At 72.9% G+C, this 13,082-nt stretch carries 14 protein-coding genes; 6 read left to right on the top strand and 8 right to left on the bottom strand.

Annotation, left to right across the window (positions count from 1 at the left end; translation table 11 throughout):
- Positions 1–33: 33 nt before the first annotated feature.
- Positions 34–981, top strand: coding sequence for an aldo/keto reductase (locus tag ACZ6YG_RS14070; RefSeq protein WP_148031384.1), 948 nt, complete (start codon positions 34–36; stop codon positions 979–981).
- A gap of 124 nt (positions 982–1,105) precedes the next feature.
- The gene (locus ACZ6YG_RS14065; RefSeq protein ID WP_466018203.1) at positions 1,106–1,987 is read left to right on the top strand and encodes a hypothetical protein; all 882 of its coding nucleotides are present in this window, start codon (positions 1,106–1,108) and stop codon (positions 1,985–1,987) included.
- A gap of 3 nt (positions 1,988–1,990) precedes the next feature.
- On the opposite strand, the gene fabI is transcribed toward ACZ6YG_RS14065, so the two are convergent.
- Both fabI and fabG read right to left on the bottom strand, forming a co-directional pair.
- Positions 1,991–2,755, bottom strand: coding sequence for an enoyl-ACP reductase FabI (gene fabI / locus ACZ6YG_RS14060; protein WP_466018202.1), 765 nt, complete (start codon positions 2,753–2,755; stop codon positions 1,991–1,993).
- 1 nt (position 2,756) lies between these two features.
- On the bottom strand, positions 2,757–3,452 hold the full coding sequence (gene fabG / locus ACZ6YG_RS14055) for a 3-oxoacyl-ACP reductase FabG (RefSeq protein ID WP_466018201.1): 696 nt from the start codon (positions 3,450–3,452) through the stop codon (positions 2,757–2,759).
- Between the two features lie 77 nt (positions 3,453–3,529).
- On the opposite strand from fabG, the gene ACZ6YG_RS14050 reads away from it, so the two are divergent.
- Both ACZ6YG_RS14050 and ACZ6YG_RS14045 read left to right on the top strand, forming a co-directional pair.
- Entirely contained in the window at positions 3,530–5,023 is a 1,494-nt protein-coding gene (locus ACZ6YG_RS14050; RefSeq protein WP_466018200.1) for a TldD/PmbA family protein, read from the top strand.
- Positions 5,020–6,390: a metallopeptidase TldD-related protein gene (locus ACZ6YG_RS14045; RefSeq protein WP_466018199.1), complete on the top strand. Its 1,371-nt coding sequence runs from the start codon at positions 5,020–5,022 to the stop codon at positions 6,388–6,390. The genes ACZ6YG_RS14050 and ACZ6YG_RS14045 overlap by 4 nt, the downstream gene beginning before the upstream one ends.
- On the opposite strand, the gene ACZ6YG_RS14040 is transcribed toward ACZ6YG_RS14045, so the two are convergent.
- The gene (locus tag ACZ6YG_RS14040) at positions 6,374–7,375 is read right to left on the bottom strand and encodes a linear amide C-N hydrolase (protein WP_466018198.1); all 1,002 of its coding nucleotides are present in this window, start codon (positions 7,373–7,375) and stop codon (positions 6,374–6,376) included. The genes ACZ6YG_RS14045 and ACZ6YG_RS14040 overlap by 17 nt on opposite strands.
- A 763-nt stretch (positions 7,376–8,138) precedes the next feature.
- Here ACZ6YG_RS14040 and ACZ6YG_RS14035 point away from each other — a divergent pair.
- Positions 8,139–8,942: a nucleotidyltransferase domain-containing protein gene (locus ACZ6YG_RS14035; RefSeq protein WP_397199047.1), complete on the top strand. Its 804-nt coding sequence runs from the start codon at positions 8,139–8,141 to the stop codon at positions 8,940–8,942.
- Between the two features lie 380 nt (positions 8,943–9,322).
- Here ACZ6YG_RS14035 and ACZ6YG_RS14030 read toward each other — a convergent pair whose 3' ends face one another.
- Positions 9,323–9,535 carry a dodecin gene (locus ACZ6YG_RS14030; RefSeq protein WP_148031377.1) on the bottom strand — a complete coding sequence of 71 codons (213 nt, stop codon included), beginning with the start codon at positions 9,533–9,535 and terminating at the stop codon, positions 9,323–9,325.
- Between the two features lie 99 nt (positions 9,536–9,634).
- Between ACZ6YG_RS14030 and ACZ6YG_RS14025 the strand changes: the two genes are divergently transcribed.
- Positions 9,635–9,949 carry a DUF3099 domain-containing protein gene (locus ACZ6YG_RS14025; protein WP_148031376.1) on the top strand — a complete coding sequence of 105 codons (315 nt, stop codon included), beginning with the start codon at positions 9,635–9,637 and terminating at the stop codon, positions 9,947–9,949.
- Between the two features lie 315 nt (positions 9,950–10,264).
- Here the strand turns inward: ACZ6YG_RS14025 and ACZ6YG_RS14020 are convergent, their stop codons facing one another.
- Genes ACZ6YG_RS14020 through moaA form a run of 4 tightly spaced genes read right to left on the bottom strand, consistent with a single transcriptional unit; the run spans position 10,265 to position 13,071 of the window.
- Positions 10,265–10,522 (bottom strand): DUF6457 domain-containing protein, encoded by a 258-nt coding sequence (locus tag ACZ6YG_RS14020; protein WP_148031375.1) that lies wholly within the window; start codon positions 10,520–10,522, stop codon positions 10,265–10,267.
- Positions 10,506–11,075: a molybdenum cofactor guanylyltransferase gene (gene mobA / locus ACZ6YG_RS14015; protein ID WP_271278399.1), complete on the bottom strand. Its 570-nt coding sequence runs from the start codon at positions 11,073–11,075 to the stop codon at positions 10,506–10,508. The genes ACZ6YG_RS14020 and mobA overlap by 17 nt, the downstream gene beginning before the upstream one ends.
- Positions 11,072–12,082, bottom strand: coding sequence for a P1 family peptidase (locus ACZ6YG_RS14010; RefSeq protein WP_466018197.1), 1,011 nt, complete (start codon positions 12,080–12,082; stop codon positions 11,072–11,074). Before ACZ6YG_RS14010 ends, mobA begins: the two co-directional genes overlap by 4 nt.
- Positions 12,082–13,071, bottom strand: a complete 990-nt coding sequence (moaA, locus tag ACZ6YG_RS14005; protein WP_397199049.1) for a GTP 3',8-cyclase MoaA — start codon at positions 13,069–13,071, stop codon at positions 12,082–12,084. The genes ACZ6YG_RS14010 and moaA overlap by 1 nt, the downstream gene beginning before the upstream one ends.
- Positions 13,072–13,082: the final 11 nt, after the last annotated feature.

Here is a 13,082-nt window from a genome sequence, read left to right as displayed (position 1 = left end):
TTTCACGGCCCCGAGCGGTAATCTGGCGGGATCATGGAGCAGCGTTATGTCGGCCGCAGCGGCCTGTCGGTGTCCCGGCTGGGCCTCGGCACGATGACGTGGGGGCGTGACACCGACGCCGACGACGCGGCGGCCCAGCTCGGGATGTTCCTCGACGCGGGCGGCACCCTCGTCGACACGGCCGACGTCTACACCGGCGGCGACGCCGAGCGGGTGCTCGGCCGCCTGCTGCGCGACCAGGTGCCGCGCGAGGAGCTGGTGATCTCCACCAAGGCCGTGGTGACGCCGATGGGCCACCGGCAGCGCGACGCCTCCCGGCGCCACCTGATCGCCGCGGTCGACGCCTCGCTGAGCCGGCTCGGCGTCGACTACGTCGACCTGTGGCAACTGCACACCTACGACGCGGAGGTCCCGCTCGACGAGACGCTGGCCGCGGTCGACACCATCGTCTCCTCCGGCCGGGCGCTCTACGCGGGCGTGTGCGACTACACCGGCTGGCAGCTCGCCGCGGCCTCGGTGACGCAGCGGGTGATCCCGGGCCGGGCGCCGATCACCTCGGTGCAGACCGAATACTCCCTGCTGGCCCGCGACGCCGAGCGCGAGCTGCTGCCCGCCGCCCACCACATGGGCGTGGGCGTGCTGGCCTGGTCGCCGCTGGGCCGCGGGGTGCTGACCGGCAAGTACCGCACCGGCATCCCCGCCGACTCGCGGGCCGCCACCCCTCACTTCGCCGACTTCGTCCGCCCGTACCTCGACGACAGGAGCCGCAGCGTGGTCGAGTCCGTCGTGACGGCGGCCGAGGGGCTGGGCGTCTCGGCGACGGCGGTGGCGCTGTCGTGGGTCCGCGACCAGCCGGGGGTCGCCTCGGCGATCGTCGGCGCCCGCACGCTCGCGCAGCTCAAAGGCACGCTGCTCGCAGAAGACCTGGAGCTCCCGATCGAGATTCGAGAGGCCCTTGATGACGTCTCGTCCCCCGAATGACGAACGAGAGCCTCGCTCGCGTGTTACTAGTCGATACCGAATCGCAACTTTACCCCGAAAAACCCTGCGTCGTCTGGCCTGTGTCCATAAGGATTTTCCTCGGAAGCGACGCGGGAGGGGACGGATGGGGAGCAGAACCGCGATCTCGGCTGGGATCCTCGCGGTGTCGATGGTGACGCTTCCCGTCGTCGCCGCCGCCCCGGCGGGGGCCCAGGTCCTCGACTGCGAGCACGGCGGGGGCGGCCTGCTCTCGGGCCTGACCGACGGCCTGTGCGACACCGTGGGCGCCGTGACCGGCACGGTCGACAAGCTGACCGGCGGGCTCACCGAACCTCTCACCGAAGGACTCGGCAAGACCACCGACAAGGTGCTCGGCACCGTCGGCGAGGCCGTGCCGACCGCCGCGCCGCGTTCGTCGGCCGAGCCTTCCTCCGACGCCAAGCCCTCCGCCAAGCCCAAGAAGACCCTGCTGCCCGAGCCGCTCAGCGACGTCTGCCTGCCGGGCCTCGCCTGCGAGGGCGAGGGCCTGCTGGAGGAGACGCTCCGCCCCACGCCCGAGACCACCGGCCGTACGACTGCCGAGCCCGAGCCCGAGCGGGAGCGCGAGGAGCGCCGCCGCGACCCGGACGACCGGGACCGCGAGGACGACCGGGAGGAGGCGGACGCGGCGCCCACCACCTGGCCGACGCAGCCGCCCGCGCGCGAGACGCACTCCGTCGACGGCAGCGAGGAGCCGGTCACCGACGACCCGGCGGCCGACCCCGAAGACCTGCGCATCGACCTGCTGTGGCCGGACCCGTTCACCGACAAGCTGCCCCTTCAGGTGGGCAGGGAGCCCGTGGTGCGGCCGGCGGCGAAGGCCTCCGACGTGGTGGGCACCACGCTGACCGTGGTGCTGCTCGCCACGGCGGTCCTGGCCAGCCGCGTGGTGCAGCAGCGCAGGCGCCGGAGCGAGCAGCACGAGTCGATCCCGTTCGAGCCGGCGGGGCGGCACCGGCTCGCCTGAGGGTCAGCCGCCGATCGCGTGGACGCCGCCGTCGACGTGCACGATCTCGCCGGTGGTGGCCGGGAACCAGTCGGACATCAGCGCCACGCAGGCGCGGGCGGCCGGCACCGTGTCGGCGAGGTCCCAGCCGAGCGGGGCCCTGTCGGGCCAGCTGTCCTCGAACTCCTTGAAGCCCGGGATCGACTTGGCGGCCATGGTGCGGAGCGGCCCGGCGGCCACGAGGTTGACGCGGATGCCGTGCTTGCCGAGGTCGCGGGCGAGGTAGCGGTTGCACGACTCGAGGCCGGCCTTGGCCACGCCCATCCAGTCGTAGACCGGCCAGGCCTTGGAAGCGTCGAAGTCGAGGCCGACGACCGCGCCGCCGTCCTTCATCAGCGGCAGGCAGGCCACCGCGAGCGCCTTGTAGGAGTAGGTCGACACGTGCAGGGCGGTGGCGACGTCCTCCCACGAGGTGTTGAGGAAGTTGCCGCCGAGCGCCGTCTGCGGGGCGAAGCCGATGGAGTGGACCACCCCGTCGAGGCCCTCGACGTGCTCGCCCACCCGGGCGGCGAGCGTGTCGAGGTGGTCGGTGTCCTGCACGTCGAGCTCCAGGACCGGAGCGGGATCGGGCAGCCGCTTGGCGATCCGCTCGACCAGGCTCAGCCGGCCGAACCCGGTGAGGACGACGGTCGCGCCCTCCTCCTGCGCCAGCTTGGCGACCGAGAACGCGATGGACGCGTCGGTCAGCACGCCCGTCACGAGGATCCGCTTGCCTTCGAGTATGCCCACGTCAGTGCCCCATTCCCAGACCGCCGTCGACGGGGATCACGGCCCCGGTGATGTAGGAGGCGTCGTCGCTCGCCACGAAGCGGACGACGCGCGCGACCTCCTCGGGAGACGCCTGGCGCCCGAGGGGGATGTTCTTGACGATCGCCTCGGTGTCGAGCTCGGCCGTCATGTCGGTGGCCACGAACCCGGGCGAGACCACGTTGACCCTGATGCCGCGCGAGCCGTACTCGCGGGCCATGGAGCGGGCGAAGCCGATCAGACCGGCCTTGGAGGCGGCGTAGTTGGTCTGGCCGGCCTGGCCGAGCAGGCCGATCACGGAGGAGACGAGGATGACGCGGCCGCGCTTGAGCCGCATCATGGGCCGGATGGCCCGCTTGGCGACGCGGTAGGCGCCGGTGAGGTTGGCGTCGATGACGTCGGTGAAGGTCTCCTCCTTCATCATCGCCAGCAGGGTGTCCTTGGTGATGCCGGCGTTGGAGACGAGGACCTCGACCGGGCCCTGCTCCGCCTCGACCTTGTCGAAGGCGGCCTCGACCTCGGCCATGCTGGTCACGTCGCACCGGACCCCGAACAGCCCTTCCGGCGGCTCCCCCGAGCGGTAGGTGACGGCGACGGCGTCGCCGGCGGCGGCGAGTTCACGGGCGATCGCGAGGCCTATGCCGCGATTGCCTCCGGTGACGAGTACAGAGCGTGCCATGACACCAGACGCTATCGGCTACCCGCCGGTACCCGCTTATCCGGGGGACACAAGATCACGGGGTTAGGATCGTGGACATGCGCCAGATCGACTCCGATTTCCTCGCGCTGCCGCTGCGGCGGCTCGCGGACGCCGCCCTGCAGCGCGCCCGCGACCTGGGCGCCGAACACGCCGACTTCCGGCTGGAACGCGTCCGCGCCGAGACGCTCAGCCTCTACGACGCCCGCCTCGAAGGCGCCTCCGACGCGGACGACCTGGGCTACGCCGTCCGCGTGGTGAAGGGCGGCACCTGGGGCTTCGCCGCCGGGATCGAGCTGACGCCGGAGGCCGCGGCGCTGGTGGCCGAGCAGGCGGTCCGGGTGGCGCAGGTGAGCGCGCCGATCAACCGCGAGCCGATCGAGCTCGCGCCCGAGCCGGTGCACGCCGACGCCACGTGGGTGTCGTCCTACGAGGTCGACCCGTTCGAGGTGCCGCAGGCCGACAAGGTGGCGCTGCTGGCCGACTGGTCGGCGGGGCTGCTCAAGGGCGCCGACCACGTCTCGGCCCGGCTGCTGCAGGTCAAGGAGCAGAAGTTCTACGCCGACACGGCCGGCACCACGACCACGCAGCAGCGGGTGCGGATCCATCCGAGCCTGAACGCGATGAAGGCGTCGGAGTCCGGCTTCGACGACATGTCCACGATCGCGCCCCCGGTGGGCCGCGGCTACGAGTACCTCACCGGCACGGGGTGGGACTGGCGGACGGAGCTGGAGGCGCTGCCGCTGCACCTGGCGGAGAAGCTGGCGGCGCCGTCGGTCGAGGCCGGCGACTACGACCTGGTGGTCGACCCGTCCAACCTGTGGCTGACCATCCACGAGTCGATCGGCCACGCCACCGAGCTCGACCGGGCGCTCGGCTACGAGGCCGCCTACGCCGGCACCAGCTTCGCCACCTTCGACCAGCTCGGCGAGCTGGTGTACGGGTCGCCGTCGATGAACGTCACCGGCGACCGCACGGTCGAGCACGGGCTGGCCACCGTCGGCTACGACGACGAGGGCGTGCTGGGGCAGAGCTTCGACATCGTCCGCGACGGCGTCCTGGTCGGTTACCAGCTCGACCGGCGGATGGCGCTGATGAAGGGGCTCGGCCGGTCCAACGGGTGCGCGTTCGCCGACTCGCCCGGCCACACCCCGATCCAGCGGATGGCCAACGTGTCGCTCCAGCCCGCGCCCGACGGCCCCGACACCGAGGAGCTGATCGCCGGCGTCGAGCGCGGGCTGTTCATCGTCGGCGACAAGAGCTGGTCGATCGACATGCAGCGCTACAACTTCCAGTTCACTGGTCAGCGCGCGTACCGGATCTCCCACGGGAAGCTGGCCGGGCAGGTCCGCGACTTCGCCTACCAGGCCACCACGACCGACTTCTGGCAGTCGATGGAGGCCGTCGGCGGGCCCCGGACCTACGTGCTGGGCGGCGCGTTCAACTGCGGCAAGGGGCAGCCGGGGCAGGTCGCGCCGGTGAGCCACGGCTGCCCGTCGGCGCTGTTCAGGAACGTCCGGATACTCAACACCGTTCAGGAGGGCGGAAAGTGACTCCCCAGCAGATGGTGGAGAAGGCGCTGGAGCTCTCCACGGCCGACGGGTGCGTGGTGCTGGCCGACGAGCAGTCCACGGCCAACCTGCGTTTCGCCGGCAACACGCTGACCACCAACGGGGTGGCGCGCTCCAGCCGGCTCACGGTGATCTCGGTGGCCGGGCAGGGCGTCGGCGTGGTGTCGCGCGCCGCCGTCCGCCCTGACCAGCTCGCCGACGTGGTGGCCGCCGCCGACGCGGCGGCGCGCGACGCGCGGCCCGCCGAGGACGCCCGCGAGCTGGTGTCCGGGGTGCCCGCCAGCCCGTCCTGGGACGAGCCGGTGCCGCCGACCGGCATCGACGTGTTCGCGGACTTCGCGCCCGCGCTCGGCGAGGCGTTCTCGGCCGCCGCGTCGGGCGGCAGGAAGCTGTACGGGTTCGCCGAGCACACGCTCACCTCGACCTTCCTCGGCAGCTCCGCTGGGCTGCGGCTGCGCCACGACCAGCCGACCGGCAGGCTGGAGCTCAACGCCAAGTCCGAGGACCTCAAGCGCTCGGCGTGGACCGGCGTGGCCACCCGCGACTTCACCGACGTGGACGTCGCCGCCCTCGACTCCGGGCTGGCGCGGCGGCTCGACTGGGCCAAGACGCGGGTCGACCTGCCCGCGGGCCGCTACGAGACGCTGCTGCCGCCGACGGCGGTGGCCGACCTGATGGTCTACCTCTTCTGGTCCGCGGGCGCCAGGGACGCCGTGGACGGCCGCTCGGTGTTCGCCAGGCCGGGCGGCGGCACCAGGGTGGGCGAGCAGCTCGCCACGGTGCCCGTGACGCTCTCCAGCGACCCCGCGGCCGCTGGCATCGCCTGCTCGCCGTTCGTGACGGCGCACTCCTCCGGCCGGCAGAGCTCGGTGTTCGACAACGGGCTGCCGCTGTCGTCCACCGACTGGATCCGTGAGGGGCGGCTGGAGGCGCTGCTGCAGACCCGCTACTCGGCCGAGCTGAGCGGGCTGCCGGTGACGCCCGCCATCGACAACCTGATCATGAAGGGCCCCGGAGAGGGCCGCTCGCTGGACGACATGATCGCCTCCACCAAGCACGGGCTGCTGCTGACCTGCCTGTGGTACATCCGCGAGGTCGACCCGCAGACGCTGCTGCTGACCGGGCTCACCCGCGACGGCGTCTACCTGGTCGAGCACGGCGAGGTGGTGGGCGAGGTCAACAACTTCCGGTTCAACGAGAGCCCGGTCGACCTGCTGGGCCGGCTGAGCGAGGTGGGCGGCGCCCGGCAGACGCTGGCGCGTGAGTGGGGCGACTACTTCACCCGCACCGTCATGCCCGCCGTGCGGGTGCCGGACTTCAACATGTCGACGGTCAGCCAGGCGAGCTGATCGCCAGCTCGTGCACCCTGCTCCACCGCTGCCCGGTGACCAGCCGGGCGGTGAGGTCGTCCAGGTCGTAGACGATCGACCAGCGGGTGTGCGGCTGCGCCACCCGGCGCAGCAGGTCCAGGGCGTCGGCGCCGGTGCCTGCGCCCTTGGCCAGGGCGCCGTAGCGGGCGTCCGACAGCCGGTCGGCCGGGCTGGTGCCGGCCATGGTGATGTTGGTGAGGATCCGGTCGTCGACGACGTGCAGTTCGCCGCCGCCGTACTCGGCGACGACGGCGCGGCCGGTCCGGTCGGCGATCAGGTAGTGCACCTGCGGCCCGCCGGTGAACTCGACGTCGTAGCGGCGCATCAGCGCGATCGCCTCGTCCACGGTGGCGGCGCGGTCGAGCATCAGCCGGATGATGCGCGTGGTGCCCACCAGCGCGCGGCCCGGCGTCCGTTCGGGCAGCTCGGCGTCGGGCGTCTGGGCCAGGCCTACGGCCAGGCCCTTCTCGTTCATGCCGTCGAACGGCAGCAGTACCGCGTGGCCGAGCCGCCGCCGGTGCCCCGGGTCCGTCAGGTCCGGCCCGCCGCCGTCGAGCACGTACGAGACGTCGGAGACGGAGATCGAGGCGTACGCGCCGGGGGCCTTGGCGTGCACCACCATGGCGGCGTTCGGGTCCCAGTCGAAGTTGCGGGCGAACTCCGGGCCGCCTGCCGACTCGGGGCCGCGGGCGAACAGCGAGCACGCCCAGGCGCTGTCGGGGCGGGCCAGCTCCTCGTCGGTGAGCGGCGCCTCGGCGTCGTAGCCGCCGTGGTAGGTCATCTCGTACATCGGCAGGTCGTCCAGCCGCCGCAGGCTGCCCGCGGTCCGCTCGACCTGGTCCTGGTTCTGCCGTAACACCGGGCTCTCCCCCGCGGGCCGCCGCGCCGCCGGCTCCCCCGCGCACGCCACTGTGGAAGCGACGAGGAGCAGTGCCGTCAACACCCCCGCGGTACGGCTGCGCATGACCGAAGTGTGCCGTCCGCTCCCCCCATCTGTCACCCCCTACGAGCCTCTGGTGATCGCCCGCCGCCGAGGAGAGGCATGGCTGGAGCGACCGGATCCGCCCCCTGACGCCCCCGGTCGTGGAGGCGCGTGAATCCCCACCCCGACGCCCGCCGTGGATGAGAGGCCGCTTCCGCCCCCTGACCGCCCACCGTGAATGAGGAGAGGCCGCTTCCGCCCCCCCTGACGCCCACCGCGGACGAGGGGCCGCCCCCGGCCCGACGAGGTCCCTCGATCGCGTAGCGGGTCGGCACGCGATGCGGCCGGTGCCGCGGCGGCCGGACAGCCGACGGAGGTGCGCCCGACGGAGGTGGCTGTCGGCCGACCCGCCAGCGCGTCGAGCGCCCACGCGGGCAGACCGGTGGCGCGGGACCGGCGTGTCCGCCGGCACCGCGGTTGCCTGGGCGCCGCCGCGCGGTGGTGGCCGCCGAGGCAGCGCCATCGGTACGACGGCCGGCTACGCCCGATGGTCACCGACCTTATGCCCGCCCTTTCCGCCGGAGGGGCGACCGCCGCCGTCCCGCCTCGACGCGTCCCTACGGGGATCCGAAACCGATCGCCGCCATTGCCGGTGGCGGCAGAGCGGTAGTCGCCGGGGTTGGGACGGTGGGGTCTCCATTGCGGCCTGCGGGTGGCGGGCGTCGAAGGCCGGTCGGTGTCAGTGCGGAAGTAGGATGGGCACTATTTGATCTTGGATGACCATGCCGGATGGGGAGGGTGGGCGGTGCGGACCGTTGTGGCGGAGATGGCGGAGCGGCTGGTCGAGGTGCCGGGGGTGGTGGGGGTGCTGCTGGGCGGGAGCCGGGCGCGTGGGGAGCACCGGCCGGAGTCCGACTGGGATCTGGGCGTCTACTATCGGGCGCCGCTCGACGTGGAGGGGCTGCGGAAGCTCGCGGGGCCCGGGGTCGAGGTGGCCGGGCCGGGCGGGTGGGGGCCGTGGGTGGACGGCGGGGCGTGGCTGGAGGTCGGCGGCGTGGCGGTGGACTGGATCCTGCGCGACGTCGACCGGGTGCGGCGGGTGTGGGAGGACTGCCGGGAGGGCCGCTACGAGGTGGGCGTCCAGGTGGGGCATCCGCTGGGGTTCTGGTCGCCGTGTTACGCGGGTGAGGTGGCGCTCGGCGCGATCCTCGCCGATCCGCACGGGGAGCTGGGACGGCTGCGGCGGGAGGCCGCCGTGTACCCGGAGCGGTTGCGGGAGTCGCTGATGGGGGCGGCCGAGGAGGCCGGGTTCCTGGTGGAGGTGGCGGGCAAGGGCGTGGGCAGGGCGGACACCCTCTACGTCGCGCTCTGCCTGTCGCGGGCGGTCGGCGTGCTGGTGCAGGCGCTGTTCGCGGCCGAACGGCGGTGGTGCCTCAACGAGAAGGGCGCACTGGCGGTCGCGGAGACACTGCCGGGCGCCCCCGCCGGGTTCGGCCGCCGGGCCCGCGCGCTGCTCGGCGGCCTGGGCGAGACCCCGGAGTCGCTGGCCACGGCGGTGGACGCGGCGCGTGAACTGGTGGCGGAGACGCGGGACGCGCTCCACCGGTGAGTCGATAGCGGAAACCCAGGACGCGCTCCGCCCATGAGCCGGCGGCGGGAACCCCAGACGCGCTCCATGAGCCGGCGGCGGAACCCTAGGGCAAGCTCTGCCGGTGAGCCGATGGCGGAGACCCGGGGCGCGTTCGGCTGGTGAGCTGACGGGAAACCCGGGACGCGCTCCGCCGGTGAGCCGGCGGTGGAGGCCCGGGGCGCGCTCGATCTGTAAGCCAGTCAGGACGAGCGGTTCCGCGGGCGGGTGGCGTCCGCCGTCTCGTCGCTGATCGCCCTCGGCCGTCGAGCCGCGAGGGCTCGCCCGTCCTACCCGGCCGGGTGGCGTCCGCCGTCTCGTCGCATCGCCCGCGGCCGTCGAGCCGCGGGGGCTTAACGGTGTTAGCTGTCCTCCAGGCGGAAGCCGACCTTCATGCCGACCTGGAAGTGGGCCACCTCCCCCGCGTCGATGTGGCCGCGCACCTCGGTCACCTCGAACCAGTCGAGGTGGCGCAGGGTCTGCGAGGCCCGCCTGATGCCGTTGCGGATGGCCTGGTCGACGCTCTCATGCGAGGTGCCGACGATCTCGGTCACGCGGTACGTACGATCCGTCATCTCCGAATCCTCCTTACTCCAAGGCCATGATCGCATGACCCATAGTGCCGTCCAGGGGCGCTGTCGCCGCCGGCCCGTCCGAGGTCTAACGTGGGGGGTATGAGGAGTTGGCGCAGGAAGCAGGCGGTCCACACGGTCACGGACGCCAGGCCTTCGCTGAGCACCGACATCCGGCGCCGGGAGCGGAGCTACCTCATCAAGATGGGCATTCGCACGATCTGCCTGATCCTGGCGGTGGTGGTGCCGCTGCCGTGGCCGTACAAGCTGCTGTTCATCGCCGGTGCGGTCTTTTTGCCGTACATAGCGGTTATCGGGGCCAATGAGCGTGGCAAGGACGCCCCACCTCCCACCTTTCAGACCCCGGAAGCTAACCAAAGCGAGATACCGATGCACCGACGCGAGATCGGGTCGTGACTAAGTCTTGACGCATCCCACGGGTTGTAGGTGTACGCTTTAGCCAAGCGCTCCGGTCCCCCGTCGGAGTGCTGGTGCCGGCGTTCCGGGCCCCCGTCGGAACGCCGATGAAGCGACGCCGGGTGGTTTGCCCCCGTAACCACCCGGCGTCGCCCTTTTCCCGGCAAAACTTTCGAAGCTGATGATCTGTTCACGAGCCGGCTTCGCAGTCGGATAGGGCCGCTTTCCCGAAATCGTTTACACCCCGCCGGCCCCACAATTCACAGGGAATCTTCAGGGTCGGGCGGGGCTTGACTGCACGAGTTCGTTCCAGTGTCAGCGGTCGGTCAGCGTCTCGGTTGTGGTCTGGCCCCAATTCCTGGCGAGCGCGGTCAGCCGCTCCACCGCCTCCTCCGGCGCGGTCCCGGCGCCCTGGGCCAGCCCCAGCAGGTAGGCGGTCAGCGGCGCGGCCGGCCTGGCCACCCCGTGCGCGACCTCCTTCGTCAGCTCCAGGATCTGGTCGCGGTCCACCCTGGCCGGATCGATGCCCAGTTCCTCGCAGGCCAGCGCGGTCCACTCAGCCAGCACGTTCATTCCGAGCCTCCTCCAGGTCGTCCCTGGTGTCGCAGTCGAACCAGGCTTGCCGGGGCAGCGGCACCCGCCGCCCCACGAGCGGCGCCAGCAGCCCGCGCAGCGACCGCCCCTCGTAGGCCGCCAGCGCCTCCCGCAGCCCGGCGGCCTCCCAGACGCCGAGCAGCCACTGTTCGCGTCCTTCCCCGTCCACGGCGACCGCCCCACGCCCTGCGCCGGTATGCGCCAGGAGGGTGGAGAGGTGGGAGGGGGCCAGGAACGGGAGGTCGCCGGCGAGGAGGACCACCCAGGGGGCGGTGACCTCGGCGAGCCCCGCCCGGAGCGCGGGCACCGGCCCGGCGCCCGGCGGGTCCTCGCGGACGAAGACGGCGCCCGGGATGGCCCTGGCAGGTCCCACGATGACGACGCGCCCGGCCTCACGGGCGGCGGCGGCGACGTTGCCGACCATCGGCGTGCCGCCCACCTCCAGGCCGGGTTTGTCCACCCCGCCCAGCCGTTCCGCCCTGCCGCCCGCCAGGATCACCGCGTCGAACACGTCTCCACCGTACGCGGTCATGTCCTCAGGAGCTCCAGAAGACGCGGCCCGGGGAGCGCGTGGGCGGTGCGGCCCTCGGCGCCGGTGGTGGTCCCGGCCGCGAGCAGGGAGTTCAGTACGGACTCCTCGACGGCGTCCATGGCCGCGCCGAACAGCGGGTTCAGCTCGTGGTCGGGCATCGGGGCGTGCCCGGTGCGGGTGGTGAAGGCGATGGCGTAGTCGCCGCTCCCGTGGCTGTAGTCGGCGCCCACCCGGCCGAGCGCGAAGACGGCCCGCCTGGCCAGCCGGGTGAGCTGCCGGGCGTCCACGGGCGCGTCGGTGGCGATGACGATCATGCAGGAGCCCGCCTCCTCCGGCCCGGCTGGAGGGAGGCACTCGCCGGGGAGCCCCAGGGAGGAGGGGGTGATCGGGCGGCCGTGGAGGCGGAGGGTGCCGCCGAAGTTGGCCTGGACGAGGGCGCCCAGCGTGACCTGCTCGCCCGCGGCATGCAGCAGGCGGGAGGCGGTGCCGATGCCGGCCTTGAAGCCCAGGGCGGTGGTGCCCGTGCCGGCGCCGGCGCAGCCCTCGGCGACGGGACCGCCGGCGGCCGTGGCGACGGCCCGCAGGACGTGGGCCTCGGTGACGGGGCGGGCGCGGATGTCGGACAGGTGGCCGTCGTTGCACTCGCCGACCACCGGGTTGAAGGTCCGTACGCCGGCGCAGCCCGGCTGCGCGAGCATCCAGGTCACCAGCGCGTCGGCGGCGCGGAACGCCGACAGGGTCGCCGTGAGCACGACCGGCGACTCCAGCAGGCCGAGCTCGGACAGCTGGGTGGCGCCGACCAGCTTGCCGTGGCCGTTACCGGTGAACAACCCGGCGGGGAGCGGCGCGTGCGGGCCGATCCCGCCGGGCACGACGGCGGTGACGCCGGTGCGGACGGCGGGGTCGCGGACGAGGGTGACGTGCCCGACGCCCACGCCGGGCACGTCGGTGATCGCGTTGTGCCGGCCGCTGTCACCGGTGGCGAGACCCAGGTCGCGGGCCCGCACTAGCCGCCGATCGCCGACATGGGGCGGGCCGGCTGGAGGAAGGAGGGGTCGTCGATGCCGTGGCCGGCGCGCTTGCCCGCGACGGCGGCGATCCACCGCTCGGCCAGCTCGTCGTCGGTGGCTCCCGCCCGCATGGCGGACTTCAGGTCGGACTCCTCGCGGGCGAACAGGCAGTTGCGGATCTGGCCGTCGGCGGTGAGCCGCACGCGGTCGCAGGCGCCGCAGAACGGCCTGGTGACCGACCCGATCACGCCGACCCGCGCGGGCCCGCCGCCGATCAGGAACCGCTCTGCGGGCGCGCTGCCGCGCTCCTCCACGTCGTCGGGGGTGAGCTCGAAGGAGCCGGACAGCAGGGCGAGGATCTCGTCGGCGGTGACCATGTTCGCGCGGCTCCAGCCGTGTTGCGCGTCGAGCGGCATCTGCTCGATGAAGCGCAGCTCGTAGCCCTGCTCCAGGCACCAGCGCAGCAGCGGCACCGCCTCGTGCTGGTTGACGTCGCGCATGAGCACGGCGTTGACCTTGACCGGGCGCAGCCCGGCGCGGTGCGCGGCGGCCAGGCCGTCGAGCACGTCGGGCAGCCGGTCGCGGTGGGCGAGCCGCTTGAACGTGTCGCGGTCGAGCGTGTCGAGGGAGACGTTGACCCGGTCCAGCCCGGCGCCGGCGAGCGCGTCCGCCATGCGGGCCAGGCCGATACCGTTGGTGGTGAGCGACACCTGCGGCCGGGGCCGCAGCGCGGTGGTGCGGGCCACGATGTCGGCGAGCTCGCGGCGCAGCAGCGGCTCGCCTCCGGTGTAGCGGACCTCGGTGACGCCGAGGCGCTCGACGCCGATGGTGACGAGCCTGACCACCTCGTCGGCGGTCAGGAGCTGGGCGTTGGGCAGCCAGTCGAGCCCTTCCGGCGGCATGCAGTAGGTGCAGCGCAGGTTGCATTTGTCCGTGAGGGACACCCGAAGATCGGTAGCCACCCGCCCGAACGAGTCACGCAGCATGGGCGTCACCT

The sequence above is a fragment of the Nonomuraea sp. NPDC054003 genome (assembly GCF_055585125.1).
The sequence above is the reverse complement of the archived record's forward strand: the minus strand, read 5'-3'. Positions and strand labels throughout refer to the sequence as shown.

Coding starts and splice junctions, on each gene's coding strand:
- ACZ6YG_RS14070 (WP_148031384.1), top strand. CDS start 34: ATGGAGCAGCGTTATGTCGGCCGCAGCGGCCTGTCGGTGTCCCGGCTG.
- ACZ6YG_RS14050 (WP_466018200.1), top strand. CDS start 3,530: ATGCGCCAGATCGACTCCGATTTCCTCGCGCTGCCGCTGCGGCGGCTC.
- ACZ6YG_RS14025 (WP_148031376.1), top strand. CDS start 9,635: ATGAGGAGTTGGCGCAGGAAGCAGGCGGTCCACACGGTCACGGACGCC.
- ACZ6YG_RS14040 (WP_466018198.1), bottom strand. CDS start 7,375: ATGCGCAGCCGTACCGCGGGGGTGTTGACGGCACTGCTCCTCGTCGCT.
- moaA (WP_397199049.1), bottom strand. CDS start 13,071: ATGCTGCGTGACTCGTTCGGGCGGGTGGCTACCGATCTTCGGGTGTCC.
- ACZ6YG_RS14065 (WP_466018203.1), top strand. CDS start 1,106: ATGGGGAGCAGAACCGCGATCTCGGCTGGGATCCTCGCGGTGTCGATG.
- ACZ6YG_RS14030 (WP_148031377.1), bottom strand. CDS start 9,535: ATGACGGATCGTACGTACCGCGTGACCGAGATCGTCGGCACCTCGCAT.
- ACZ6YG_RS14020 (WP_148031375.1), bottom strand. CDS start 10,522: ATGAACGTGCTGGCTGAGTGGACCGCGCTGGCCTGCGAGGAACTGGGC.
- fabG (WP_466018201.1), bottom strand. CDS start 3,452: ATGGCACGCTCTGTACTCGTCACCGGAGGCAATCGCGGCATAGGCCTC.
- mobA (WP_271278399.1), bottom strand. CDS start 11,075: ATGACCGCGTACGGTGGAGACGTGTTCGACGCGGTGATCCTGGCGGGC.